Source organism: Phenylobacterium sp., assembly GCF_022402485.1.
Classification (GTDB): Bacteria; Pseudomonadota; Alphaproteobacteria; order Caulobacterales; family Caulobacteraceae; genus Phenylobacterium.
This window is the reverse complement of record NZ_JAKRSA010000031.1, coordinates 1-23,776: the sequence shown is the minus strand read 5'-3', so window position 1 is coordinate 23,776 and position 23,776 is coordinate 1. Positions and strand designations below refer to the sequence as shown.

Here is a 23,776-nt window from a genome sequence, read left to right as displayed (position 1 = left end):
GGGGGCGACCGATCAAGCCCCGCTGAGGACTTGTCTCAGTCCTCGGCCCACCCGCAAAAGCCAAGGGCGACGGTCCGGCGCTCCGTCGGGGGTGACCTGGCTGGGCAAGGCCTTTGTGGAGACCAGCACCTCGATATAGGCCGCGCGTATGCCCTGGCTCAGGTCATCGATGGTGTGGATCGTGGTCGACAGGCCGCTGGCCCGGTCGAGATAGTCGGCGATGTCATAGCCCCAGTCGACGGTTACCAGCGCGCCGTCCGGGTCCATGGGATTGCCATGGTATTCAGGCTCGGCCAGGTGCTCGATCGACCCGTCCCGTCGCCGTTTCGCCCTGCGGACCGAGGGGGCCGCCTTTTTGACGATGGGCACGGTGCAGATGTGAAAACCGCCGGGCTTCAGGGTCCGGGCGATCTCGGCGATAGCCCGGTCGGGCGCAAAGAGATGCTCGAACACATCCTGGGTGACGACAATGTCGAAGCTGGCGTCAGCGAAGGTCTGGGCCTCCAGGTCCTCGCTGCGATAGCCGTGGGGGTGCTGCGTCCCCCAGGGGGTGGCTGGATCATACTGGGTGGCCACATAGCCCGGGCACTGGGCGCGCAGTCGGTTGCTGGACACCGAACAGCCAGAGCTCTCGTGGATGGCCAGGTTTCGCCAGTCCGGGGCAAGCTCGGCCAGCACCCGCATCAGGGCGCGCTCCCTTGGGATCGAGCCGCAGCCTGAGCATTTGAACCCATCCCGGAGCCAGCCGTCAGCCGACGCGAACACCACATCGTCTTCGCAGACGGGGCACCGGCCGTGGGACTCCAGAACCGGCGGGGCGCTCACCTAGACCAGGGCCCCGTGACAGTGCTTGAACTTCTTGCCGGACCCGCAGGGGCAGGGGGCGTTGCGGCCGGTCTGCTCCCAGCCTGCGGGCAGGGACGAGACGGGCAGGCCCTCCCGCTGCTCCCGCGACAGGCCTGAGGGCAGGGCCCCTGCGGTGGCAGCGTTCTCACCGCTCAGGGGATCAAGGTGCACTTCCATCAGCCGCTGGGGTTGTTGCAGCGGCGGCGGAGCCTCCCGCTGGAGCTCCACGGTCATCATCCACTTGGTGACGTTGTGGCGCAGGTCGGTGAGCAGCTTCTCAAACAGGGAGAAGGCCTCGGTCTTATACTCGTTCAGCGGATCTCGCTGACCATAGCCCCGCAGACCGATCACATTTCGCAGGTGATCGAGGTGCATCAGGTGTTCGCGCCATTGCAGATCGACGGTCTGCAGCAGGAAGCTCTTTTCCAGCATGCGCATGCGCTCAGGGGAGAAGGCGACCTCGCGCTCGGCGGCGCGGGCATTGGCGGCCTCGGTAATCCGCTGGTGGATTTCCTCATTGGCGATGCCGTCTTCGGCGGCCCATTCCCGTACCGGCAGCTCCAGGCCGAGAATTTCGCGGACCCGCTCATCGAGCCCGTCCACATCCCACTGTTCGGCATAGGCCTTGGGGGGCATGTGGCGGTTGACCATGTCCTCGATGGTGTCGGCCCGCATCTCGGTGACGACCTCGGTTAGGTCTGCGGCCTCCATGAACTCCTGGCGCTGCTCAAAGACGGCCTTGCGCTGGTCGTTGACCACGTCGTCGTACTTCAGGAGGTTCTTGCGGATCTCGTAGTTGCGCTGCTCGACCTTTTTCTGGGCCGTAGCAATGGCACCGTTCAGCCACTTGTGCGTGATGGCCTCGCCTTCCTGGACACCGAAGGTGCGCATGATCGAGTCCAGCCGGTCGCCGGCGAAAATGCGCAGCAGGTCGTCTTCGCAGGACAGGAAGAACTTGGACCGGCCAGGGTCCCCCTGACGACCTGTCCGGCCGCGCAGCTGGTTGTCGATCCGGCGGCTTTCGTGGCGCTCGGTGCCGAGCACATAGAGACCGCCGGCCGCCAGGGACTTTTCCTTCAGATCGGCGATCTCGGCCTCGATCTCCTGGCGACGCAGAAGATAGGCGTCGGCGTCGGGCTCGATGCCTAGGCCTCGCTGCTCGTCGCGCCAGCGCGACAAACGAATGTCGATGCTGCCGCCCAGCTGAATGTCGGTGCCCCGACCGGCCATATTGGTGGCGATGGTCACCGCGCCAGGCACGCCCGCGTCGGCCACGATCAGGGCCTCCTGCTCGTGATAGCGGGCGTTGAGCACATTGTGCGGGATGCCGGTGCGGGTCTGACCCTCATGTTCGAAGACGTGGCTCTTCAGCAGCTCTGACAAGAGCTCAGACTTCTCGATGGACACCGTGCCCACCAGGATCGGCTGACCGCGTACAAAGCAGTCGGCAATCTGCTTGAGGATGGCCTGGTTCTTCTCGGCGGCGGTGCGATAGACCTCGTCGTCTTCGTCCACACGGGTCACCGGCCGATTGGTGGGGATCTCGACGACTTCCATCTTGTAGATGTCGCCGAACTCCTGGGCCTCGGTGGAGGCCGTGCCGGTCATGCCCGACAGCTTTTTGTAGAGGCGGAAATAGTTCTGGATGGTCACCGAGGCCAGCGTCTGGTTCTCGGGCTGGACCCGGGCACCTTCCTTGGCTTCGATGGCCTGGTGCAGGCCTTCCGACAGACGGCGGCCCTGCATCATGCGGCCGGTGAACTCGTCGATCAGGATCACCTCGCCGGCGCGGATGATATAGTCCTTGTCCCGGGTGTAGAGGATGTTGGCCCGCAGGGCCTGGTTCACATGGTGGACCGACGACACATTGGCCGGGTCGTAGAGGCCCGCTGAGTCCTCCACCAGATGGCCGCTCTGTTCCAGCATCTCCTCGATGCGCTCGGAGCCGGTTTCGGTGAGCAGAACCTGGCGCTGCTTCTCGTCCAGATCGAAGTTCGTCGTGTCCTTGATGAGCTCTTTGACCAGCACATCGATGGTTTTGTAGAACTCGCTGCGGTCTTCGGTGGGCCCGGAGATGATCAGCGGCGTGCGCGCTTCGTCGATCAGGATGGAGTCCACTTCGTCGACGATGACGAAGTTGTGGCCCCGCTGGACCATCTCCCCGGACTCATAAACCAGGTTGTCGCGCAGATAGTCGAAGCCGAACTCGTTGTTGGTCCCGTAGGTGATGTCCGACTGGTAGGCGGCCTTGCGCTGGCCCTGCGACAGCCCGTGAACGATGACGCCGACGCTCATCCCCAGGAATCTGTAGATCTGCCCCATCCATTCGGCGTCACGCTGGGCGAGATAGTCGTTCACCGTGATCGCGTGGACGCCCTTGCCCTCCAGCGCATTCAGATAGACCGGAAGGGTGGCCACCAGGGTCTTGCCCTCGCCGGTGCGCATTTCGGAAATGCCGCCGCGATGCAGCACCATGCCGCCGACCATCTGCACATCGAAGTGGCGCAGGCCGATGGTGCGCTTGGAGGCCTCCCGCACCACGGCGAAGGCTTCTTCCAGCAGCTGGTCCAGGGTCTGGCCCTTGGCCAACCGGGCCCGGAACTCCTCGGTCTTGCCGCGCAGCGCCTCGTCCGACAACGCCTCCATCTGGGGTTCAAGCGCGTTGATCTTCGCGACCCGGGCCTGGAAGGCCTTGATCTTGCGGTCGGGAGAGGAGCCGAAGAGCCGTTGGAAAAACATGTGCGGGGGCGTCCGAGAATGCGGTCGATGCGGGGTCGCGGGCGTTGCGCACGGCGCGCCGTCTGACCTTCGCCTGCCCGGAATCCCGCTCTGAGAGCGAGGGCGAGACTTAAGCAGCGGTCCTGCCAGTGTCAACGTGAGGCCCCCCTGTATGGCCTCTGGCTCAGGCAAAACCTGAAATAGAAAGGGCTCCACCGTTGCCGGGGAGCCCTTGGAGATCGTCACCGCCTGGGCGGCGGGGGATCAGTAGACCTCGAACAGGCCCGCTGCGCCCATGCCGCCGCCGATGCACATGGACACCACCACATGCTTGGCGTTACGGCGCTTGCCTTCCTGCAGGATGTGACCGGCCAGACGGGCGCCGGTCATGCCATAGGGGTGGCCAATGGCGATGGAGCCGCCGTTGACGTTGTACTTCTCCGGGTCGATGCCCAGCTTGTCGCGGGAATAGAGGCACTGGGAGGCGAAGGCCTCGTTCAGTTCCCAAAGGTCGATGTCGTTGACCTTCAGGCCATGACGCTCCAGCAGGCGCGGGATGGCGAACACCGGGCCAATGCCCATTTCGTCAGGCTCGCAACCGGCGACGACCCAGCCCTTGAACGCGCCCATGGGGCTCAGGCCGGCCTTCTCGGCGGCCTTGGCTTCCATGATTACCACGGCAGCGGCGCCGTCCGACAGCTGGCTGGCGTTGCCGGCGGTGATGAACTTGCCTTCGCCCCGCACCGGGGCGAGCTTGGCCAGGCCTTCGAGGGTCGTGTCGGGACGATTGCACTCGTCACGATCGACGACATAGTCGACCACGGTCTCTTCCTTGGTCTCCTTGTTGACCTGCTTCATCTTGGTCTTCATGGGGACGATTTCGTCCTTGAACTTCTGCGCCTGCTGGGCGGCAGCCATGCGCTGCTGAGATTCCAGGGAGTACTGGTCCTGGGACTCGCGGCTAACCTTGTAGCGCTCGGCGACCACGTCGGCGGTGTCGATCATCGGCATGAAGATGGCCGGGTATTGCTTGATCAGGTCAGAGTCGATGTTCTCGCGCCCGCCGCCGCCGCCGGGCATCGACAGGGACTCCACGCCGCCGGCGACCACGGCGTCAGCGCCGTCAATGCGCACATAGTTGGCGGCCGTGGCGATGGTGTTCAGACCCGAGGAACAGAAGCGGTTGACGGTGGAGCCAGACGTGGAGATCGGCAGGCCGGCCAGCAGGGACACCTGACGGCCCAGATTGCCTGCGCCGTGGGCCACATTGCCCATAATGCAGTCTTCGATGGCGGCCGGATCGATTCCAGCGCGTTCGACCGCGTGTTTCACCGCATGAGCGCCCATGCTCATGGTCGGGGTCATGTTGAAGCCCCCGCGACCTGACTTGGCGAGCCCGGTGCGGGCATAGGAAACGATAACGGCTTCGCGCATATGTAATTCTCCCGAATGAATATGATCCGGCTGCCTGCTTGTGGTGCGGACGCCGAGCTATGATCGCCGCAACCTTTGCATCCCACGGGGGAAATGGCTAGGGACGGACTGCGCCAGCAGTCTTGTCCCGGCGCTCCAGGGATGCTGCCCATGACCCGTGCAAACCCCACCCGTTTCGGCGGACTTGCCGCCGTACTGACCGCTGTCGGTCTATTGCTGGCCGCCTGTGGCGATCGCGGCGGCGATGAGCGCCCGCCCCAGCCCGGTGATGAGGCCGTGGCCAAGGTCGACGGCAAGACCGTCTGGGCCTCGGACGTCAAGCGAGAGGCCGTGGCCCAGGCGCTGATCGGAGAGGGTGAGCCCCTGGACATCTCGTCAGACCTGTTCCGGCGGGTGCTGGACGAGGTGATCGACCAGAAACTCCTGGCCGCCGAAGCCCTCAGCCGGAATCTCGACGAGGATCCGGTGGCCCAGCGCCGCCTGGCTGCCGCTCGGGAACGCATCCTCGGCGACATGCTCGTCGAGACCGTCGTGTCCGACGCCGTGAACGAGAACGCCATTCGCAGCCTCTATCAGGAGCAGCTGAAGCTCGCCCGGCAGTCTGAGGAAATCCGAGCCCGGCAAATCCTGGTCGCGACCCTTGAAGAAGGCGAGGCGGTCAAAAGCCTGCTGGCCACCGGCGCATCGTTCGAGGCCCTGGCCATGGAACGGTCCACCGACGCCGCGACCCGCTTCAACGGCGGTGATCTCGGCTATTTCACTACCGATGTGATGCCCGAAGCCTATGAGGGCGCATTGAAGGACGCCAAGGCCGGGCAGATCGTCGGTCCCTTTGAGGTGGAAGGCGGCTTTGCGGTGGTGCGTATCGAGGACCGCCGCCTGGAAGAGCCGATCACCCTGGAGGCCGCACGGCCGCAGATCATTCGCTTTCTGACCTATGATCAGGTCCGCGACCTGCTAGAAAAGCTGCGGGGCCGGGCCAAGGTCGAGACCTTGATCGCGGCAGCTGAGGACGTGCCCGGCGCCCCGGTGGAGCCTGCCGACGCAGCACCGCCCGCCAAGCCTGCGCCTGCGGCAAAAGCCGCCCCGGCCCCCAAGGCACCGGCTGCTAAACCTGCGGAGGCCAACTGATGGCCAGCAAGCCGCCAGAGACGCCTCAGGCCGCCAAGACCCGGGCCCCCAAGACGAAGGCTCCCGCCAAGGCCTCAGGTTCAACCCGGTCGGGAGAGAGCATGGGGGGAGCCATGGGTCATAAGATCGAGCGGGCGCTGGATCCCTTGGCCAGCGCTCTGAAGCGCGCGACCACCAAGCGGGCCGACAAAACGAGCAGCGCCGCACCGGTCGCCAAGCCAGCCAAGTCCGCCTTGCCGGTCTCGCCCTTGGTGGTGCCCTTCCCGACCATCCCACCGGTGGCCGGGGTTCGCCTGGCCGTGGGTCGGGCGGGGTTCTACAAGCACGAGCGCGATGATCTGCTGCTGGTCAGCCTCGATCCTGGGACCACCGCGGCGGGTGTCTTCACCCGGAGCAAGGTGGGTTCGGCGCCGGTAGACTGGTGCCAGAAGCAACTGGCGGCCACCGGGGGGGCGGAGGTCCGGGTCCTGGTGGTCAACGCCGGCTGCGCCAATGCGTTTACGGGCAAGCCGGGTGCCGATGCAGCCCGCCGGGTGGCCTCGGCAGTGGCCAAGCGGTTCGATTGCCGTCAGCGGGATGTGATGCTGGCCTCCACCGGCGTGATCGGCGTGCTGCTAGACGACACCAAGATCACCCAGCGGCTGCCTGAGGTGGAACAGAAGCTCGAGGCTGACAACTGGGACGCTGCGGCCCGGGCGATCATGACCACCGACACCTTCCCCAAGGGGGCGACCGCCGAGGCGCTGATCGACGGGACGCCGGTGCGCATCGCCGGCATCTGCAAGGGCTCAGGCATGATCGCGCCGGATATGGCGACCATGCTGGCCTTTGTGGCCACCGATGCCGCCATCTCCGCCCCGGCCCTGCAGAGTCTGGTGAACCTCTATGTTCGTACCACTTTCAACTGCGTGACCGTGGACGGGGATACCTCGACCAACGACACCCTGCTGTTGTTTGCCACGGGCCAGTCGGGCGCTGCGAAGATCACCCGGGCCGGTGACAAGCGGTTGGCCGACTTCCGAGAAAAGCTCGAGGCGGTGCTGCTGGATCTCGCCCTGCAGCTGGTGCGGGATGGGGAGGGGGCGAGCAAGTTCGTCAAGATCACCGTGGCGGGCGCTGAGAACCCTGTGTCGGCGCGCAAGATCGCCCGGACCATCGCCGAAAGCCCCCTGGTCAAGACCGCGTTTGCCGGCGAGGACGCCAATTGGGGGCGGATCGTCATGGCGGTCGGCCGTGCAGACGAGCCGGTCAACCGGGACTCAATTTCCGTGCGCTTTGGCGAGCATTGGGCCGCCCGCGACGGCCTGATCTCGGCCACCTACGACGAGGCCAAGATGAGCGCTTATATGAAGCAGCAGGACCTTGAGGTCTTTGTCGATGTGGGCGTCGGCAAGGCCAGCGCCACGGTCTGGACCTGCGACCTGACCAAGCAGTATGTGGCCATCAACGGCGACTACCGGTCCTAATGCAATGCGGCCAGGCCTTCTGGGCCTGACCGCAAAGGTTCAAGGGCAGTTGAGCCGAGAGGCTTTAGTCAATCGGGCTCCAGGCCTTGGCGACGCCTTCGCGCTTGGGACCCCGGAAGCGATCGCCACCGGCGCTGGCACCGGCCTTGGCCGCCTGGGCGGGCTTGGCACCGTCACGGCGGGGCTGGCCACCCCGGCCTTCACCGCCACCGCCGCCACGGCTCTGGTCAGGACGACGACCGCGGGTCTGACGCAGGGCTGCAGGCACGTCGTTGCGCGGATCGCGTGAACGGCCGGAGGGCAGACGGGGCTCTTCCGGCGTGACGTCGGCAATGGCCTTGGTCATCAGGGCCAGGCCCTTATCGTTGCGCCGGTCGAAGGACGGGATGGTCTGGCGGGTGACCTTCTGGATATCCCGCAGCAGGTTGCGCTCGTCATCGGCGCAGAACGCGATGGCCGAGCCATCGGCGCCGGCCCGGGCGGTCCGCCCGATCCGGTGGACATAGGCCTCCGGCACGTTGGGCAGTTCGTACTGGACCACGTGGCTGACCGCGTCGATGTCGATGCCGCGGGCGGCGATGTCGGTGGCCACCAGGGCGCGAACCTTGCCCGCCTTGAAGTCGGCGAGCGCGCGTTCGCGCTGGCCTTGGCTCTTGTCACCGTGGATGGCCGAGGCTTCTACCCCGCCCTGCTCCAGGCTCTTGGCCACCCGGTCGGCACCGCGCTTGGTACGGGTGAAGACGATGACGCGCTTGAAGTCCTTCTCGGCGAACAGCTCGGCCAGCAGGGCGCGTTTGCGGGTCTGTTCGACGAACAGCACCTTCTGGGTGATGCGCTCGACGGTGGTCGCCTGCGGGGTTACCGAGACCTTCAGCGGGTCCTTCAGGAGTTCGCCGGCCAGCTTGCCGATTTCGGTGGGCATGGTGGCCGAAAAGAACAGGTTCTGCCGCTGGGCGGGGATGTGCTTCACAATGCGGCGGATCGGGACGATGAAGCCCATGTCCAGCATCTGGTCGGCTTCATCGAGGACGAAGGTTTCGACGCCCTGCAGGGTGACGGTCTTCTCGCCCAGATGGTCGATCAGGCGGCCCGGGGTGGCCACCAGGACATCGACGCCCGGTGCCATGGCGCGCATCTGGCCGCCATACTTCACGCCGCCGAAGATCACGGTGACGGTGAGGCCCAGGTGCTGGCCATAGGTGCGGAAGCTATCGGCGATCTGGGTGGCCAGTTCGCGGGTCGGCGACAGGACCAGCACCCGGCAGCCGCGACGGGGCGCGGGCTTGGGGTCGGCCGCCAGGCGATGGAGGATCGGCAGGGCGAAGGCGGCGGTCTTGCCAGTGCCCGTCTGGGCGATGCCCAGGATGTCACGGCCAGACAACACGCCCGGAATGGCCTTGGCCTGGATCGGGGTCGGGGTCTCATAGCCTTGGTCGGCCAGGGCCTTGAGCAAAGGTTTGGCCAGGCCGAGTTCAGAAAATTGGGTCAAGTGACTTACAGTCTTTCGGAGTGCACCGAACGCGACCGCTTGCTCTGCAAGGGCCGCTGGGCGCGGGTCAGTTTGGGGAAAGCCCCCGCGTGGCGGGGCGATCTATGCGATCTCTTAGGGCGCTCAACAGGCCGAACCCCCATTTCAGGAGGCCCTCACGCGGGCTGGAGCACCGATAGCGCCAATCAGGGCGCAGGCCCTAATCCTCTTTCGCAGGTGCGAAGTCAACCCATGACCGTCTCAGCCCGCCCCGGTGACACAGATTGTCGAGGCCTGTTGCATTGCCGGCCCAGCCGGGGAATGGAGAGGTTATGAGCTCAAAGCCTATCCTGCTGGTCGCCGCCGCGGCCCTGATCGATGTCGACGGTCGCGTGCTGATCTGCCAACGGCCAGAGGGCAAGGCGTTGGCGGGCCTGTGGGAGTTTCCGGGCGGCAAGGTCGAGGACGGCGAGACGCCTGAGGCCTGCCTGATCCGCGAGCTCGATGAGGAACTGGGCATTCAGGTGACGGGTGCGTGCCTGGCCCCCTTCGTGTTCGCCAGCCACGGTTATGAGTCCTTTCACCTGCTGATGCCACTTTATCTGTGCAGACGCTGGAGCGGGTTCGTCACCGCAAAGGAGCACAAGGCCCTCGCATGGGTGAAGCCGAACAAGCTGAGCGACTATCCCATGCCGCCGGCCGACGCGCCCCTGGTGGCCTGGCTTCGCGACCTGGTCTGACGTCCCTGAGCCGGAATGAGTCTGGCGCCACGGCGGTCGAACATGCCGTGATGGCCGCCGTGCTCGGCCTTGTGGTCATCACCGCAGCAGGCGCTTTACGTTCCCAGATCTATGATGTTTTGATCAAGGTCTCAGACGCGCTGGGCTGACCAAGCCCTTCAGTCTTCTGATCGCGGCAGCGGGTTCTCCTCCACCCCCAGGGCATCGGCCAGGCGCATCTTGGCTGAGCCAGGCTTCAGAGGCTGTTGCTGGCTGACATGCGGCGCCCAGCCGGTAAGGGTCAGGATCTCGAAGGTGGCGGGTATTCGTCCGTCAGCCTCGCCAAACCGCTCAAAATAAAGTTCGAAGGCCCGCGCCAGGACCGTGCGGGTCAGCGCCCGGGGATGGCGCTCGGCCAGGGCGTTGGTCTCGGCCATCTGCCGCAGGTCGGCCATCAGTTTCAGGGGGTGGGTGTAGCGGACATTCACCCGGTCCACATCGGCGACGGGCAGGGCAAAGCCCGCCCGCTGCAATAGCCCGGCTGCGTCAGAGGGATCTGCAAACGGGGAGACGCGGCTGCCGGCCCCGCCGGTCAGCTCGACCTCGGCGTCGATCAAAGAGCGGCGCAGCTCAAAGAGAGTCGAACCGCCCAGGAAGGCCCCGATGAACAGGCCATCGGGCTTCAGGGCGCGGCGAATTTGGATCAGGGCTCCGACGACATCATTGGTCCAGTGCAGGCCAAGCGTCGAGATCACCAGGTCCAGGCTGGCTGGGGCAAAGGGCAGCCGCTCATCATCGAGCACGACCCTTGGACCTGGACGCCCCGCCAGCATGGCGCCGGAAAAGTCGGCCTCGATGACCGTTCCGATGCGCGCCTGAGCATCGCTCTGCCCCAGGGCCTGGCAAAATGCGCCCCGACGCGCCGAAAGATCGACGGCCAGGGGGAAGTCGCGCATGATCGCTTCCAGCCGTTCCACGGCATCCTGGGCGGCGCGCCGATGCAGGAAGTCGGCCTGGTCAAAGACCGGGGCGGCCCGGGTCAGGCGCTTACGCACCAGGGCGCGGTCGAAGAGTTTGGGGGGAGCAGGTGACATGAGCCTGCAAGATGGCCTGTCGGGCCGCGTCTGGAAACCAGGACCGCAGCTGAAATCAGCTGGGCGGGGGCTCCTGGACCTGGTCTTTCCGCCGCTGGCCCTGGATGACGGGCCAAGGCCCATGTCGGCCGGCCTGTCGGCACAGGCCTGGATGAAGATCACCTTCATTGACGGCCCCGTCTGCGACGGCTGCGGGACGCCATTCGAGTTCGCCCTGGGCGCAGGTGCCCGCTGTGTTGCCTGCGAGGCACGCCCGCGAGCCTTCTCACGCGCCAGGGCCGCCTGTCTCTATGACGAGACGTCCCGCGATCCGATCCTGCAGTTCAAGCATGCCGACCGGCAGGATCTGGCCCCTTTGTTTGCCCGCTGGCTTTCGCGGGCGGCTGATGAGCTGGTGATCGAGGCCGACGCCATCATTCCGGTGCCCTTGCACCGGGGCCGCCTGTTTCAGCGCCAGTTCAACCAGGCTGCCGAGATCGCTCGCGGCCTGGCCAGGCTCAGGGACCGGCCCTATCTCCCCGACGCCCTGGTCCGCCGCCGCGCCACCGAGAGCCAGGGGGGCAAGTCGGGCTCTGGTCGGCGGCGCAATGTGGCGGGCGCCTTTGTCGTCCCAGAGGGCCGCGCCTATCAGGTGGCGGGACGAAACATCCTGCTGGTGGACGATGTTCTCACCACCGGGGCCACCGCCCAAGGCTGCGCGCGCGCCCTGCTCGCGGCTGGGGCGGCCCGCGTCGATCTCGCCGTGGTCGCGCGGGTCAAGGCCGCGACCACTCCCTCATGACCGGAGGCTTCGCGCCGAGGTCTGGACATTTAACTTTGGACTCCCCTTATCCCCGCCATGCCCAACGTGACCCTCTACACCAAGCCGTTCTGCCCCTACTGCGTGCGCGCCATGGCGCTGCTCGAAAAGAAGGGCGTCGAATTCACCGAGATTGAGGCGGCGTTCGATCCTGAACGGCGCCAGGAGATGAACCGGCGTTCGGGCCGCAACACCTTCCCGCAGATCTTCATCGGTGAACGTCACATCGGCGGCTGCGACGACATGATGGAGCTGGAGCGAGCCGGCAAGCTCGACGCCCTGCTCGGCGCGGCCTGAGCCAGCGAGACCAGAGCCCATGACCCTCCGCGTGGCCCTCATTCAGACCCGAACCCCGGCCAGCCACGCCGGGGCGTTGGACCATGTGGTGCCCCTGATCAGCCAGGCCGCCCAAGGGGGCGCGCAGCTGATCCTCACGCCGGAGGGGACAAATTTCCTGCAGAAGGATCGCAATCTGCTGGCGGCGCAGTTGACCTCGCTGGAGGACGACCCGGTGGTCCAGGGTCTGCGGGATGCGGCGCGGCGGCTCTCGGTCAGCGTGTTGATCGGCTCAGCCCTGGTGCGGCGAGGGGATGGTCAGGCGGCCAATCGCAGCGCTCTGATTGCCCCGGACGGTGAGATCACCGCCACCTATGACAAGCTGCACATGTTCGATGTGGATCTGCCCAATGGAGAGACCGCACGGGAATCGGCGGTCTACACCCCCGGGGATCAGGCCGTCATTGCCCAGGCCGAAGGTGCCGTGCTTGGTCTGACCATCTGCTACGACATCCGCTTTCCGGCCCTGCATCGGGCGCTCGCCCTAGCCGGGGCGCAGATCCTCACCGTGCCCGCCGCCTTTACACGACCCACCGGCGAGGCCCATTGGGAGGTGCTGTTAAGGGCCCGGGCCATTGAGACCGGCAGCTTCGTCCTGGCCCCGGCTCAAGGGGGTTTCCACGAGGACGGCCGCGGCACCTATGGCCACAGCCTGGCTATTGCCCCCTGGGGCGAGGTTCTGGGCAAGCTCGACCACGACGAGCCGGGCGTGCTGTTTGCGGACCTCGATCTTGATCAGGTGGCCAAGGCGAGGGCCGCCATCCCGGCCCTGGCCAACGCCCAGCCCTTCAGCGGCCCGGTGCCCTTGCCATGATCCGCTACGCCCTGGTCTGCGCCCATGACCATGAGTTCGAGGGCTGGTTTGGTGCCTCGGCAGACTTTGACGATCAGAAGGCCCGGGGCCTGCTGTCCTGCCCGGTCTGCGAGACCGCTGAGGTGCGCAAGCAGATCATGGCCCCGGCCGTCGCCGGGACCAAGCGCAATACCCCTGATCTGCCGCCCCAGGCCCGGGCGGTGATGATGGAGGCGCTCAGCAAGGTGCGCCGCCATGTGGAGGAGAACTTCGACAATGTCGGCGACGCCTTCGCCGCTGAGGCCCGCGCTATCCACGAAGGACGCTCCGAGGACCGAGGCATCTACGGCGAGGCGACGCCAGCTGAGGTCAAGGCCCTGGTGGAGGACGGTGTCCCCGTGGCCCCATTGCCCCCAGAGCCGCCCAAGAAGACCGAGCTGAACTGACCGCGCAACGGGGCTCTGGTTAATCGGTTTAACCTAGGGCGCGTGGCCGAAAAGAAACGGGTCGAGGCGGCTTGTGTGGCCTAAGTGTCACACCTACATCATGAGTGGACGGGGCTTGCGCTTGCGCAAAGGCGAGGCCCGTCAATCCGCCTAACGAGGGGATGCCATGAACATCGACGTCTATTCCGATCGCGCCAAACAGGCGATCCAGTCGGCTCAGAGCCTCGCGCTTGCCCGCCGTCACCAGCAACTTGCCCCCATCCACCTGCTCAAGGTCCTGCTCGAGGAAAAGGACGGGTTGTCCCGCGCCCTGATCCAGAGCGCCGGGGGTCGGCCCGATGAGGCCGATGCGGCCGTTGAGGCCGCCTTGGCCAAGCGGGCCAAGGTCGAGGGGGGCTCAGGCCAGCTCTATATGGCCCCCGAAAGCGCCCGGGTTTTCGCCAAGGCTGAGGCTGACGCCAAGTCCGCTGGCGATGCGTTCGTCACCACCGAACGTCTGTTGATGGCGATCGCTGCGGAAGGTGGCGAGGCCGCTGAGGCCCTGAAGAGCGCGGGCGTCAAGGCCAGCGCCCTGGAAGGTGCCGCCAGCGATGTCCGCAAGGGTCGCACGGCGGACTCCGCCTCGGCCGAGGAAGGCTACGACGCGCTTAAGCGATATGCCCGTGACCTGACCCAGGCCGCCCGGGACCAGAAGCTCGATCCGGTAATTGGCCGGGATGAGGAAATCCGCAGGACCATCCAGGTGCTGTCGCGGCGCACCAAGAACAATCCCGTCCTGATCGGCGAACCGGGCGTCGGCAAGACCGCTATCGTCGAGGGCCTGGCCCTGCGGATCATCAATGGGGACGTGCCTGAAAGCCTGAAGGACAAGAAGCTCCTGTCCCTGGACATGGGCTCCCTGATCGCCGGGGCCAAGTATCGCGGCGAGTTCGAAGAGCGGCTGAAGGCGGTCCTGAACGAGGTCACCGCCGCCGAAGGCTCGATCATCCTGTTCATCGACGAGATGCACACCCTGGTGGGTGCCGGGAAGTCTGAGGGCGCCATGGACGCCTCCAACCTGCTGAAGCCTGCCCTGGCGCGGGGCGAGCTGCACTGCGTCGGTGCCACGACGCTGGACGAGTACCGTAAGCATGTGGAGAAGGATGCCGCTCTGGCTCGCCGGTTCCAGCCGGTGTTCGTGTCCGAGCCGACGGTGGAGGACACCATCTCCATCCTGCGCGGCCTGAAGGAGAAGTACGAGGTCCACCACGGGGTGCGGATTTCTGACAGCGCCATCGTGGCCGCCGCCACCCTGTCCAATCGCTACATCGCCGACCGCTTCTTGCCCGACAAGGCCATCGATCTGGTGGACGAGGCGGCCAGCCGGGTGCGCATGGCGGTCGACTCCAAGCCTGAAGAGCTGGACGAGATCGACCGTCGGATCGTCCAGCTGAAGATCGAGCGTGAGGCCCTGACCCGGGAGACTGACGCAGCCTCCAAGGCGCGGCTCGAAAAGCTCGAGGACGAGCTGGTGGAGCTTGAGGCGGAATCGGCCGGCATGACCGGCCGCTGGAAGGCGGAAAAGGACAAGCTGAGCTCAGCTGCCCAGATCCGCGAGGCGCTCGACCGCCTGCGCGCCGAACTGGTCGCCGCCCAGCGGCGGGGTGATCTGCAGCGGGCATCTGAGATCGCCTACGGGGAAATTCCGCCCCTGGAACGCAGCCTGGCCCAGGCCGAGGCTGCCGCCGAAGAGGCACCTGTCAGTCCTGAGGTGGTGGACGCCGAACAGATCGCCGCTGTGGTCAGCCGCTGGACGGGCGTTCCTGTCGACAAGATGCTGGAGGGCGAGCGTGAGAAGCTGCTGTCCATGGAGGACAGCCTCCGGGGCCGGGTGGTGGGCCAGGAGGAGGCGCTCGCCGCCGTCTCCGACGCCGTCCGCCGCGCCCGCGCGGGTCTGCAGGATCCCAACCGGCCTATTGGTTCTTTCCTGTTCCTCGGCCCCACCGGGGTCGGCAAGACTGAGCTCACCAAGGCGCTGGCGGAGTTCCTATTTGACGATGAGCAGGCCATCACCCGCCTCGACATGAGTGAGTACATGGAGAAGCATTCGGTCAGCCGCATGATCGGGGCACCTCCTGGCTATGTCGGCTACGATGAAGGGGGCGCGCTCACCGAGGCGATCCGCCGCCGGCCCTATCAGGTGATCCTGTTCGACGAGGTCGAGAAGGCGCACCCCGACGTGTTCAACATCCTGCTGCAGGTGCTCGATGATGGTCGTCTGACGGACGGGCAGGGGCGTACCATCGATTTCCGCAACACCCTGATCATCATGACCTCGAACATGGGCTCAGAGCACCTCGCCGCCCAGGCCGAGGGCGAGCCGGTGGACGCGGTGCGGCCCCTGGTGATGGATGTGGTGCGCAGCCATTTCCGGCCCGAGCTCCTGAACCGGATCGACGAGATCATCCTGTTCAAACGGCTTGGCCGGGCGGAGATGGGCAATATCGTTGGCATCCAGCTTCACCGCCTGGAGAAGATGCTGGCCGACCGGCGCATGGCCTTGTCCCTGGACGCCTCAGCCCTGACCTGGCTGGGCAATAAGGGCTATGACCCCGTCTATGGCGCTCGCCCGCTGAAGCGGGTGATCCAGAAGGACCTTATCGACCCCATCGCCCGCAAACTGCTGGCTGGCGATCTGGAGGATGGGGCGGTGATCGAGGTCCAGGCCGATGATGACGGCCTGGTGATCGGTCGCGCCCAGGTCCACTGAGGCTCTGGTCTGATGACACCGACGACGCCCTTCCCGCATGCGCGGGGAGGGCGTTCGGCTTTCAGGTCTCAGGTGGAGGTGGCCCGCGTCAAAGATCGATGGGGCTGATGCGACCGCCTCGGGTCACCACACGACGCATGATGGCCATGCTCGGGCCGGGTCCGGCGGAGGGACGGGTGACCGTGATCACGAACCAGGCACCATCGGGCAGATTTGCGAAGGTGAAGCGATCGGCGGCGTCACAGGTGGTCCGTCGGACAAAGGACGAATAGTCGTCATTGGGGGCCGAGGGCGTCCGGGCGCGGACCTCGTCAGCGGGCAGGGCAGCGGCCTCCGGCGACGAATAGAGGATCGCCATGCGCCGCCGGGTCCAGGGGGTCTCCGGCGTCAGCACCACGCCGGCACCCGAGCAGGTGTAGCGGGTGGTCCCCTGGCGATAGGTCAGGCGGCCATCAATGGTGTTGCGGCCCGGCACCGCCGACCAGGAGAAGTCCTCTTGGCGGAAGACCGTGGCCGACGGGGTTCCTGTGCCGGGCGGCGGGGGAGGCGGGCCCATGGTCGGGGCGCAGGCCGTGGCCAGGGCGAGCGTGGCGGAGATCGCCAGGATGCGGAGCTTAGACATGGTCAGACCATAGTTAAGGACTGTGACAGATGCCAACAATTGCTGCGGCGACCCCACACGGTCTGGGTTTAGTCGTCGCCGCCGGGGCGTCCCCGGCCAGCCTTGACCACAGCCCGGCGGGTCTTGCTCTCCAGGCGGCGCGTCTTGGAGGCCAGGGTCGGCCTGGTCTTTTTGCGGGGGGGCGGCGGAGGTTCGGCGGCCTTGCGGATCAGCTCCAGCAGGCGGTCCTGAGCATCGGCGCGATTGCGCTCCTGGGTCCGGAACCGCTCGGCCAGCAGAACCAGCACTCCCTCCTGGGTCAGCCGGCGGCCGGCCAACTTGGCCAAGCGTGCGCGCACTGGCTCGGGCAGGGTTGGGGCGTTCCAGACGTCGAAGCGCAGTTCGACGGCGGTGGAGACCTTGTTGACGTTCTGACCCCCGGGACCCGAGGCCCGGACAAACCGCAGGGTGATCTCGTCCTCGTCTATGGCGAGGGTGTCATTGATCCTCAGCATCGCCGTCGCGCCGGGTGAAAAGCAGCTTGTCGATCCGGCGCTCATCCATGTCCAGGACCTCGACCTGGTAGCGGCGGATGATGGCCGTGTCGCCTTCCTTGGGGATGCGGCCCATGCGCTGAAGCACCAGACCGGCAGCGGTGTGGAAGCCGTCGCCCTCGTCGAAGGTCTCCCCCAGACGGTCGCCGAGATCCATCAGGTCGGCCCGCCCGTCCACCAGGAATGATCCGTCCTCCCGCTCCAGGATCAGCGGGGCTGGTGCGTCATGTTCCTCGGGGAAGTCGCCAGCGATCATTTCCAGCAGGTCGATAGGGGTGACGACACCCTCCAGATTGCCGAACTCATCCACCACGAAAGCCATGTGGATGGTGGTCTTCTTGAACTGCTCCAGGGCCCGCAGGATCGAGGTGGTGTCGGGGATGAACAGGGGCGTGAGGACCAAGGGCTCCAGGTCGAAGGCGGCGTCATCCATCAGCAGATCCGCCACATCTTTCTTGTGCAGCACGCCCACCAGATCATCGATGTCCTGGCCGCGGCTGACCACAATGCGCGAATAGGGACAGGCGCGGATCTCATCACGCAGGGTCTCTGGGGTATCGGCCAGCGAGATCCAGTGCAGGTCCCGGCGCGGTGTCATGGCCACTCGGACGGGTCGGTCGCCCAGGCGCATCACCTCGGTCATGATCTGCTGCTCGGCGGGCTCGATCAGGCCGGCGCGGGCCCCCTCGGCCAGGGCCATCTCCACATCCTCGTGGCTCATGGCTTCACCCTGGGCGTCACGCACCCCCAGCAGGCGGAGGACCGCTGCGGTGGATGTGGTCAGCAGGGTAATGAACGGCCCCATGGCCAGGGCCAGCAGGGTCAAGGGGCGGGCGGCCAGGGAGGCCATGGTCTCGGGAAAAATCAGCGCCAGGCGCTTGGGAACCAGCTCACCGACAATCAGCGACAGATAGGTCAGGACGATGACAACGATCCCGGTGGCCAGGGCCTCGGAATAGGGGGCCAACGGCGCCACGGTCTCCAGGATCAGGTCAAGCTCGGCGGCGATGGTCGCCTGGCCAAAGGCACCGGCCAGGATGCCGATCAGGGTGATCCCCACCTGGACCGACGACAGAAAGCGCGTGGGGTGATCGGCCAGACGCAGGGCCGCCGCTGCCCCGCGATCCCCCCTGTCGGCCCTGGCCTGGAGCTTTCCACGCCGGGCTGAAACCACCGCCAGTTCTGACATGGCGAATAGGCCGTTGAGCACCAGCAGGAGCAGAACAGCAACGACAGAGATGAGCAGCATTGACCTGGAAGGGGTGAGCGCGACGAGAATTCAGCCGCCGCTACAGTTTAGGGCCTCAGGAACCCGGCGCTAGAGGCAAATTCTAGGCTTCAACCTTGCAGGCCGGACAGAGACCTCGCGCTTCCAGCGTTACGGTCCGGACCGCATAGCCCGCAGATTCGGCTGCAGCGAATTGTGGGGCGAAGTCGGGTTCAAACTCTTGCGCCGCCCCGCAGCATTCGCAGATCAGGAAGGCCGCCCTATGGCTGGTGCCTTCCATCCGGCAGGGCACATAGGCGTTCAGACTTTCGATCCGGTGGGCAAAGCCCAGTCGCTCGAGGAAATCCAGGGCGCGATAGACTGTCGGCGGTTTGGCCGGCTCCCCATCGTGCCCATAGGCGGCGATCAGGTCATAGGCCTTCATCGGTCCATCGGCTTCCAGCAGAAGCTCGAGCACCCGGCGGCGGGGGGGCGTCAGGCGTTCTCGGGTCCGCTCGCACTTGTTGACTGCGGCGGCGACGGCGTCTGCCAGGGCGACGCCTTCAAGCCCAGGATGCGCGCTTTCGGTGTGGTGGCAATCGACTCCCATGCAGACCAGCTAATCATCTCCCAATTCCGGCGCAACCGACTTGACGTTTAGTTATGTTATTTCATAACAGTTTTGCTGAGTTTTTCAGAACAGGTCCTCCCCATGCGCAAGTCCCTCCTTCTCGCCTCCGCAGGCCTGCTGGTCGCCGCCGGCCCGGCCCTTGGCCAGACCGTCAGTCAGGGGGGCGAGGTGTCCGAGGTCGTGGTGACCGCCGCCCCGTTCGTCATCTCCATCGACTCGGTGACCACCAGCGTCGACATTCTTGACCGCGATGATCTGGATACGGGCCTCTCCGGGGGGTTGGGCGAGGTGCTCAGCGACCTTCCGGGCGTTCGGTCCAGCTTCTTCGGGCCTGGCGCGAGCCGCCCTGTAATCCGAGGAATGTCTGGTCCGCGGGTTCTGGTGCTCAGCAATGGCGTCGGCATGGTGGACGCCAGCGCCCTGTCCCCTGATCACCAGGTCGCCGTCGACCCGCAGGAGGCGCGACGCATCGAAGTGCTTCGGGGGCCGGCGGCCCTGGCCTATGGCGGCTCAGCCATCGGCGGTGTCGTCAATGTGATCGACGACCGGATCTCCGAGACCCCGGTGGCGGGGATTGAAGGTCGGGTCCTGGGTGCGGTGTCCAGCGTTGACACTGGAGAGATGCTGTCGGGCGCACTCAAGGCCGGTGCCGGCCCCTGGGTATTCAGCCTCGACGCCATGCGCCGCCAAGCCGAAGACTATGATGTGCCGGTGGGGGCGGAATCCCGTCGCCAGCTTGCCGCTGAGGGCGAGGATTTCCTCGGCCCTCAGGCGAGCCAGGTGGAGAACACCGCTGTCACCCTCGACTCCTACGGCGCAGGCCTCTCCTATGTTGGCCAGGGCGGGTTCCTGGGGCTCTCGGTCAAGCAGACTGACAGTCGCTATGGGGTGCCCGGTCACGCCCACGGTCATGACGACCACGATGACCATGACGACCACGATGATCATGACGATCATGACGATCATGACGACGACGCCCACGGGGATGAGGAAGGCGTCAGCATTGACCTCAAGCAAACCCGCTACGACCTGCGGGGGGGTATGGATCTGGCCCTGGGCCCCTTTGAGCGTCTCCGGGTTTCGGGCGGCTATGCCGACTACGAGCACGTGGAGATTGAGGATGGCGCGCCCGCCACCCGCTTCCTGTCTGAAGGCTGGGAAGGTCGGCTTGAACTGGTTCAGGCCGAGCGTGACGGCTGGCAGGGCGCAGTCGGTATCCAGGCCCTGACCCGGGATTTCGACGCCAAGGGCGAGGAGGCCTATGTACCTGCCGTAGAGATTAACGAGGCTGGGGTCTTCACCCTGCAGCGCCTGGATCTTGAGCGCTGGGGTATCGAAGGCGGCTTGCGGCTCGATCGTCGGACCCTGGAGACGGCTGCCCGCAAGGCGGAATTTGACAATGTCTCGGCCAGCTTCGGGGCCTTCCTGCGTCCATCCGAGGGCTGGTATGCGGGCATGAGCCTGTCCCGGACAGCCAGGGCCCCCACCGAGGCGGAGCTGTTCGCCGATGGCCCGCACATCGCCACCCGTGCCTTTGAGGTGGGCAACCCCAACCTCAATTCCGAAGTCTCCTACGCCCTGGATGTCACGCTGCACTATGACGGCGGGCCCTGGGCGGCGGATCTGCATGCCTTCGCCGTCCAGTATGATGGCTTCATCGACCTGCGGCCCACCGGCGAGGAGGATCACGACAGTGAGCTGGATATCTTCGCCTATCGTCAGACCGACGCCGAGTTCTGGGGCGGAGAGGCGCAGGTCGCCTATCGGCTGTGGCAGGATGGGGCGCGCAGCTTCACCCTTGAGGGGAGCGCCGACTATGTCCGTGGCGATACCGACCTTGGGGCTCCGGCCCGCATTCCGCCCTGGTCAGCCACCGGCCGCGCGGTGTTCGCCACCAGCTGGTGGACGGGGAAGCTGGAACTGCGCCAGGTGGGTGAACAGACCCGGGTGACCGAGGGCGAATTGCCGACCGACGGCTACAGGATGCTGAATGCTTCGGTGGTGGTGCGTCCCACGGACGGCTTCAAGCTGTTCCTGGAGGGCCGCAATCTGAACGATGCCGAGGCCCGGGAGCATGTTTCCTTCCTCAAGGATCTCGCCCCTTTGCCTGGCCGCAGCGTCAGGTTAGGCGTGGGCTACAGCTTCTGATCCCTGGGGCACCGCCTTTGGGCAACTCAACCTGAATGCAAAAACCCCCGGAAGCTTCGCTCCCGGGGGTTTTCATGTGGATCATGTCTGAGGCGATCAGGCGTCTTCGGTCTCGCCGCCTGAGGGCGCTGCACCTTCGCCGCCTTCAAAACTGCGGGGCGCGCGGCGTCGGCGGGGCTTGCGGACCGCTTCATCGCCGTCTGCCTTGGCAGGCTCAGGGCTCCGCATCTGCAGGAAGGCCGGTGCCTCGCTGGCCCCCCCGTCAGCGTCACGCAGCATGGGACCGTCGGAGACCGGGGCTGGGGCCGGGGCGGAAGGCACTAGGGGTGTGGCTTGCGGTTCAACCACGGCCATGGGGTCCCGCTCCGAGCGAGGTTCGCGGTCATTGCGATCCCGACGCTCGTCGCGTTCCCGCCAGCGGTCCCGGCGAGGCGGGCGGTTCTCGTCCCGGCGACCTTCGTCACGGTCCCGGCGGTTTTCGTCCCTACGGACCTCTTCGCGCTTGCCGTCATTCTGCCGAGGCTCGTTGCCCCGAGCGTCGTCGCGCCGGTTATCGTCGCGGCGGGACTCATCGCGCTCGCGGCCCTGGCGGGTCTCGCCGTCAGACTCCGGTTCAGCTTCCGGAGGGTCGGAGGCATAGGGCAGGCCCTGGCCGCTCTCGTCCTCGAAATCGATGTCGAGGCCAGAGGTCACCTGATCTCGGCCGAGAATCTCACTGGGGGAGCGCTGGGGCTGCATGGCCCGCAGCAGGCGGAAATAGTGCTCGGCGTGCTGGAGATAGTTCTCCGCCAGAACCCGGTCGCTGGAGGACGTCGCGTCCCGGGCCAGCTGCTGGTACTTCTCGAAGACATGCTGGGCGTTGCCCCGCACCTTGACGCCGTCCGGGCCGTTCGAATCGAAGGCGCGGTTCGCATTGTGCTGCTGGGGTTTATTCCCGCCGCCTCCGCGATTGCGCCCGCGCTGACGCTTCATGCCCTTGAAATCTCTCATATTCGGTAACCGTCTTGCGCCGCGTCCAGGGCTTGACCTTCAGGACGTGCGGCTGCGTGAGCCTCATCTCGGGATCGGGCGTTTCGCCCAAGGTTCCGTGTTGAAGACGTAAATTATCCCCGTCATCCCCCCGGACCTGGGAGCGCCCGTCGCAACGCGGCGCTTGCCGGCTTGGCCGATGCCCCGTTTTCCGGGATCGAGGCCTGTTTCACCGGCGATTTGGGTGGAGACAGTTAGGGATGTAGCGGCTCAGGCCGGAGTTTCCAAGGCTCTTTTTTCGCCGAGCACCACCCTGTCCAGTCCTGCCAGGTCCTGCTGCGTGGTGACGGCCAGGGCACCGGCGCTGCGGAAAAGCGTTTCCACCGCCGTCTTCTGGTCATAGCCGATCTCCACGGCGAATCGCCCGCCGGGCTTGAGCACCCGCAGGATTTCCGGCGCGAGGTTGCGGTAGGCGTCGAGACCGTCAGGTCCGCCATCCAGTGCCAGCCTCGGCTCATGCACCCGCACCTCCGGCTCCAGGGTCTCAAGGACCTCCGAGGCGATGTAGGGCGGATTGGCCGTGACGATGTCGAAGCTCTCGTCTGACAGCCCCTGCGCCCAGTCCCCCCGGAGCAGGGCGCACCGGCCGGCCAGGCCGAGATGCGCAGCGTTGTCCCGGGCCACAGCCAGGGCCTCCTCCGACACATCCACCCCCAGGCCCCGGGCGTTGGCGCGCTCGGCCAGGATGGCCAGCAGAATGGCGCCGGAGCCGACGCCCAGATCCAGGATCGACAGCCGGTCATGCTCACCGGTGGCCTTCAGCACCGCATCAACGACGCACTCGGTGTCCGGCCGGGGGGTCAGCACGTCTGGCGTGACCTGCAGCATGATCTTCCAGAAGCCCTTGCGTCCGAGGATATGGCTGACCGGTTCCCGCCTTGAGCGACGGACCAGATAGTCCTCCAGCTGCGCCTCCTGCTCGGCGGTGAGCACCCGGTGGGGGTCGGTGACGATGTCCAGCCGAGTGGCATCGGCTGCGGCCTCCACCAGCAGGCGGGCGTCGATCACCGGACCCGTCAGGCCGACGGCCTCCAGGCGCGCCTTGGCCATGCCCCAGGCCTTAAGCAGGGTCAGGCTCATGGACGGGGGCTCCCCTGGGCGTGCTCAGCGCCGCCGGCGGTCTCGGGCTGGCTGCAGGCGTCGCCCAGGCTCGCCATCCCGTCGCGGACGATGTGGACATAAATCCCACAGAACATGTGGCCATAGTGATCGAACAGGGCCTTGGTGATCTCCAGATCGCGCTCAGCCGTGGTCGGATCGACGTCTGTGGCGGCGCATCGGACGATCGGCTTGAAGACCTTGGCCTGGGCCCAGCCCACCATCATGCCTAGCCCCTCCCACTGGTTCTCCACCCAGGGGGGCCAACCCTCCACATAGAGGTTGGCGCGAAACCGCAGGGGATCGATCTCCTGCCCCAGCTTTTGCTCCAGGTCGCGGACGCTGGCGAGATTGACGATGGAGACGTCCCCTTTGGGGTGATCCATGAACCGGTGACCCGGGGCCTGAAGCACCCGCAAGGGCCCCCGCGCCTCTTCCCCCAGCAGACGGGTCAGCCAGTCGGCAAAGGCCTGGCGGCCGGCTTCCTCGCCCAGGGGCGCAATAAGGTC

General features: G+C 66.1%; 22 protein-coding genes. 10 read left to right on the top strand and 12 right to left on the bottom strand.

Going from position 1 to position 23,776, the window contains the following annotated elements:
* Nucleotides 1–12 precede the first annotated feature (12 nt).
* The 3 genes from MH112_RS13515 to MH112_RS13505 form a co-directional block, all read right to left on the bottom strand.
* On the bottom strand, nucleotides 13–825 hold the full coding sequence (locus tag MH112_RS13515) for a class I SAM-dependent methyltransferase (RefSeq protein WP_296568628.1): 813 nt from the start codon (nucleotides 823–825) through the stop codon (nucleotides 13–15).
* A complete protein-coding gene (secA, locus tag MH112_RS13510; RefSeq protein ID WP_296568626.1) occupies nucleotides 826–3,585 on the bottom strand; it encodes a preprotein translocase subunit SecA in 2,760 nt (919 codons plus the stop codon). It abuts the gene before it with no gap.
* 243 nt (nucleotides 3,586–3,828) lie between these two features.
* Nucleotides 3,829–4,998 carry an acetyl-CoA C-acyltransferase gene (locus MH112_RS13505; protein WP_296568624.1) on the bottom strand — a complete coding sequence of 390 codons (1,170 nt, stop codon included), beginning with the start codon at nucleotides 4,996–4,998 and terminating at the stop codon, nucleotides 3,829–3,831.
* A 150-nt stretch (nucleotides 4,999–5,148) separates the two neighbouring features.
* Here MH112_RS13505 and MH112_RS13500 point away from each other — a divergent pair, with 150 nt between their 5' ends.
* Nucleotides 5,149–6,129, top strand: coding sequence for a peptidylprolyl isomerase (locus MH112_RS13500; protein WP_296568622.1), 981 nt, complete (start codon nucleotides 5,149–5,151; stop codon nucleotides 6,127–6,129).
* A 101-nt stretch (nucleotides 6,130–6,230) separates the two neighbouring features.
* Complete coding sequence (gene argJ / locus MH112_RS13495; RefSeq protein ID WP_296568889.1) at nucleotides 6,231–7,595, top strand: bifunctional glutamate N-acetyltransferase/amino-acid acetyltransferase ArgJ; 1,365 nt, start codon at nucleotides 6,231–6,233, stop codon at nucleotides 7,593–7,595.
* A gap of 64 nt (nucleotides 7,596–7,659) precedes the next feature.
* Here the strand turns inward: argJ and MH112_RS13490 are convergent, their stop codons facing one another.
* Nucleotides 7,660–9,084, bottom strand: coding sequence for a DEAD/DEAH box helicase (locus MH112_RS13490; RefSeq protein WP_296568619.1), 1,425 nt, complete (start codon nucleotides 9,082–9,084; stop codon nucleotides 7,660–7,662).
* Nucleotides 9,085–9,395: 311 nt separating this feature from the next.
* Here MH112_RS13490 and MH112_RS13485 point away from each other — a divergent pair, with 311 nt between their 5' ends.
* Together MH112_RS13485 and MH112_RS14985 are read left to right on the top strand one after the other, a co-directional pair.
* Entirely contained in the window at nucleotides 9,396–9,803 is a 408-nt protein-coding gene (locus MH112_RS13485; RefSeq protein WP_296568617.1) for a (deoxy)nucleoside triphosphate pyrophosphohydrolase, read from the top strand.
* Nucleotides 9,719–9,952, top strand: a complete 234-nt coding sequence (locus MH112_RS14985) for a Flp family type IVb pilin (protein WP_365787343.1) — start codon at nucleotides 9,719–9,721, stop codon at nucleotides 9,950–9,952. The genes MH112_RS13485 and MH112_RS14985 overlap by 85 nt, the downstream gene beginning before the upstream one ends.
* 9 nt (nucleotides 9,953–9,961) lie before the next feature.
* Here the strand turns inward: MH112_RS14985 and MH112_RS13480 are convergent, their stop codons facing one another.
* Complete coding sequence (locus MH112_RS13480) at nucleotides 9,962–10,876, bottom strand: methyltransferase domain-containing protein (protein WP_296568614.1); 915 nt, start codon at nucleotides 10,874–10,876, stop codon at nucleotides 9,962–9,964.
* Between MH112_RS13480 and MH112_RS13475 the strand changes: the two genes are divergently transcribed.
* The 5 genes from MH112_RS13475 to clpB all read left to right on the top strand — a co-directional run bounded on the left by MH112_RS13475 (nucleotide 10,875) and on the right by clpB (nucleotide 15,999).
* The gene (locus tag MH112_RS13475) at nucleotides 10,875–11,657 is read left to right on the top strand and encodes a ComF family protein (RefSeq protein ID WP_296568612.1); all 783 of its coding nucleotides are present in this window, start codon (nucleotides 10,875–10,877) and stop codon (nucleotides 11,655–11,657) included. The genes MH112_RS13480 and MH112_RS13475 overlap by 2 nt on opposite strands.
* A gap of 57 nt (nucleotides 11,658–11,714) precedes the next feature.
* Nucleotides 11,715–11,972 carry a glutaredoxin 3 gene (grxC, locus tag MH112_RS13470; RefSeq protein WP_296568610.1) on the top strand — a complete coding sequence of 86 codons (258 nt, stop codon included), beginning with the start codon at nucleotides 11,715–11,717 and terminating at the stop codon, nucleotides 11,970–11,972.
* A gap of 19 nt (nucleotides 11,973–11,991) precedes the next feature.
* The gene (locus MH112_RS13465; protein WP_296568609.1) at nucleotides 11,992–12,825 is read left to right on the top strand and encodes a carbon-nitrogen hydrolase family protein; all 834 of its coding nucleotides are present in this window, start codon (nucleotides 11,992–11,994) and stop codon (nucleotides 12,823–12,825) included.
* Entirely contained in the window at nucleotides 12,822–13,250 is a 429-nt protein-coding gene (locus tag MH112_RS13460; RefSeq protein WP_296568608.1) for a DUF1178 family protein, read from the top strand. Before MH112_RS13465 ends, MH112_RS13460 begins: the two co-directional genes overlap by 4 nt.
* 166 nt (nucleotides 13,251–13,416) lie before the next feature.
* Nucleotides 13,417–15,999 carry an ATP-dependent chaperone ClpB gene (gene clpB / locus MH112_RS13455; RefSeq protein ID WP_296568607.1) on the top strand — a complete coding sequence of 861 codons (2,583 nt, stop codon included), beginning with the start codon at nucleotides 13,417–13,419 and terminating at the stop codon, nucleotides 15,997–15,999.
* An 88-nt stretch (nucleotides 16,000–16,087) separates the two neighbouring features.
* On the opposite strand, the gene MH112_RS13450 is transcribed toward clpB, so the two are convergent.
* The 4 genes from MH112_RS13450 to MH112_RS13435 form a co-directional block, all read right to left on the bottom strand.
* Nucleotides 16,088–16,621 carry a hypothetical protein gene (locus MH112_RS13450; protein WP_296568606.1) on the bottom strand — a complete coding sequence of 178 codons (534 nt, stop codon included), beginning with the start codon at nucleotides 16,619–16,621 and terminating at the stop codon, nucleotides 16,088–16,090.
* A 68-nt stretch (nucleotides 16,622–16,689) separates the two neighbouring features.
* On the bottom strand, nucleotides 16,690–17,115 hold the full coding sequence (gene arfB, locus MH112_RS13445) for an alternative ribosome rescue aminoacyl-tRNA hydrolase ArfB (RefSeq protein WP_296568604.1): 426 nt from the start codon (nucleotides 17,113–17,115) through the stop codon (nucleotides 16,690–16,692).
* Nucleotides 17,099–18,403, bottom strand: a complete 1,305-nt coding sequence (locus tag MH112_RS13440; RefSeq protein ID WP_296568603.1) for a hemolysin family protein — start codon at nucleotides 18,401–18,403, stop codon at nucleotides 17,099–17,101. The genes arfB and MH112_RS13440 overlap by 17 nt, the downstream gene beginning before the upstream one ends.
* A gap of 82 nt (nucleotides 18,404–18,485) precedes the next feature.
* Nucleotides 18,486–18,971: a Fur family transcriptional regulator gene (locus tag MH112_RS13435; RefSeq protein ID WP_296568601.1), complete on the bottom strand. Its 486-nt coding sequence runs from the start codon at nucleotides 18,969–18,971 to the stop codon at nucleotides 18,486–18,488.
* 102 nt (nucleotides 18,972–19,073) lie between these two features.
* Here MH112_RS13435 and MH112_RS13430 point away from each other — a divergent pair, with 102 nt between their 5' ends.
* Complete coding sequence (locus MH112_RS13430; protein ID WP_296568599.1) at nucleotides 19,074–21,140, top strand: TonB-dependent receptor; 2,067 nt, start codon at nucleotides 19,074–19,076, stop codon at nucleotides 21,138–21,140.
* Nucleotides 21,141–21,236: 96 nt separating this feature from the next.
* Here MH112_RS13430 and MH112_RS13425 read toward each other — a convergent pair whose 3' ends face one another.
* The 3 genes from MH112_RS13425 to MH112_RS13415 form a co-directional block, all read right to left on the bottom strand.
* Nucleotides 21,237–22,130, bottom strand: a complete 894-nt coding sequence (locus tag MH112_RS13425) for a DUF4167 domain-containing protein (protein ID WP_296568597.1) — start codon at nucleotides 22,128–22,130, stop codon at nucleotides 21,237–21,239.
* 249 nt (nucleotides 22,131–22,379) lie between these two features.
* Entirely contained in the window at nucleotides 22,380–23,249 is an 870-nt protein-coding gene (gene prmC, locus MH112_RS13420; protein ID WP_296568595.1) for a peptide chain release factor N(5)-glutamine methyltransferase, read from the bottom strand.
* The coding region (locus MH112_RS13415) for an MOSC domain-containing protein (protein ID WP_296568593.1) at nucleotides 23,246–23,776 on the bottom strand (531 nt) is incomplete at its 5' end. The genes MH112_RS13415 and prmC, both read right to left, overlap by 4 nt.

Excerpts from the sequence above, each read along its gene's own strand:
- secA (WP_296568626.1), bottom strand. The coding sequence starts at position 3,585 with ATGTTTTTCCAACGGCTCTTCGGCTCCTCTCCCGACCGCAAGATCAAG.
- MH112_RS13505 (WP_296568624.1), bottom strand. The coding sequence starts at position 4,998 with ATGCGCGAAGCCGTTATCGTTTCCTATGCCCGCACCGGGCTCGCCAAG.
- MH112_RS13500 (WP_296568622.1), top strand. The coding sequence starts at position 5,149 with ATGACCCGTGCAAACCCCACCCGTTTCGGCGGACTTGCCGCCGTACTG.
- argJ (WP_296568889.1), top strand. The coding sequence starts at position 6,231 with ATGGGGGGAGCCATGGGTCATAAGATCGAGCGGGCGCTGGATCCCTTG.
- MH112_RS13485 (WP_296568617.1), top strand. The coding sequence starts at position 9,396 with ATGAGCTCAAAGCCTATCCTGCTGGTCGCCGCCGCGGCCCTGATCGAT.
- MH112_RS14985 (WP_365787343.1), top strand. The coding sequence starts at position 9,719 with ATGGGTGAAGCCGAACAAGCTGAGCGACTATCCCATGCCGCCGGCCGA.
- MH112_RS13475 (WP_296568612.1), top strand. The coding sequence starts at position 10,875 with ATGAGCCTGCAAGATGGCCTGTCGGGCCGCGTCTGGAAACCAGGACCG.
- MH112_RS13480 (WP_296568614.1), bottom strand. The coding sequence starts at position 10,876 with ATGTCACCTGCTCCCCCCAAACTCTTCGACCGCGCCCTGGTGCGTAAG.
- grxC (WP_296568610.1), top strand. The coding sequence starts at position 11,715 with ATGCCCAACGTGACCCTCTACACCAAGCCGTTCTGCCCCTACTGCGTG.
- MH112_RS13465 (WP_296568609.1), top strand. The coding sequence starts at position 11,992 with ATGACCCTCCGCGTGGCCCTCATTCAGACCCGAACCCCGGCCAGCCAC.
- MH112_RS13460 (WP_296568608.1), top strand. The coding sequence starts at position 12,822 with ATGATCCGCTACGCCCTGGTCTGCGCCCATGACCATGAGTTCGAGGGC.
- clpB (WP_296568607.1), top strand. The coding sequence starts at position 13,417 with ATGAACATCGACGTCTATTCCGATCGCGCCAAACAGGCGATCCAGTCG.
- MH112_RS13450 (WP_296568606.1), bottom strand. The coding sequence starts at position 16,621 with ATGTCTAAGCTCCGCATCCTGGCGATCTCCGCCACGCTCGCCCTGGCC.
- arfB (WP_296568604.1), bottom strand. The coding sequence starts at position 17,115 with ATGCTGAGGATCAATGACACCCTCGCCATAGACGAGGACGAGATCACC.
- MH112_RS13440 (WP_296568603.1), bottom strand. The coding sequence starts at position 18,403 with ATGCTGCTCATCTCTGTCGTTGCTGTTCTGCTCCTGCTGGTGCTCAAC.
- MH112_RS13435 (WP_296568601.1), bottom strand. The coding sequence starts at position 18,971 with ATGGGAGTCGATTGCCACCACACCGAAAGCGCGCATCCTGGGCTTGAA.
- MH112_RS13430 (WP_296568599.1), top strand. The coding sequence starts at position 19,074 with ATGCGCAAGTCCCTCCTTCTCGCCTCCGCAGGCCTGCTGGTCGCCGCC.
- MH112_RS13425 (WP_296568597.1), bottom strand. The coding sequence starts at position 22,130 with ATGAGAGATTTCAAGGGCATGAAGCGTCAGCGCGGGCGCAATCGCGGA.
- prmC (WP_296568595.1), bottom strand. The coding sequence starts at position 23,249 with ATGAGCCTGACCCTGCTTAAGGCCTGGGGCATGGCCAAGGCGCGCCTG.